We start from the raw sequence: 254 nt of genomic DNA on the forward strand, positions 1-254 counted from the left end.
CGAGCCTGTGCCATCTGGCGTGGGGACAGGTGGTGGCGCGCAGCAGCGGGCGCGAGCAGGTGGTGTTCGGCACGGTGCTGTTCGGCCGCATGCATGGGGGTGCGGGTGGCGACCGCACGATGGGGCTGTTCATCAACACCCTGCCGCTGCGGCTTGATCTCGATGGCACCGCGACCGAGGCGAGCGTCCTGACCACGCACGCCCGGCTGGCCGAGCTCTTGGCGCACGAGCAGGCCTCGCTGGCGCTGGCGCAA

General features: G+C 71.3%; 1 protein-coding gene. It reads left to right on the forward strand.

The window, feature by feature from the left end:
- On the forward strand, positions 1-254 hold a 254-nt coding region (locus XI08_RS09700), incomplete at both ends, for a condensation domain-containing protein (RefSeq protein ID WP_271574249.1).

Origin of the sequence: Bradyrhizobium sp. CCBAU 11361 (assembly GCF_028128935.1) — a bacterium.
Taxonomy (GTDB): Bacteria; Pseudomonadota; Alphaproteobacteria; order Rhizobiales; family Xanthobacteraceae; genus Bradyrhizobium; species Bradyrhizobium niftali.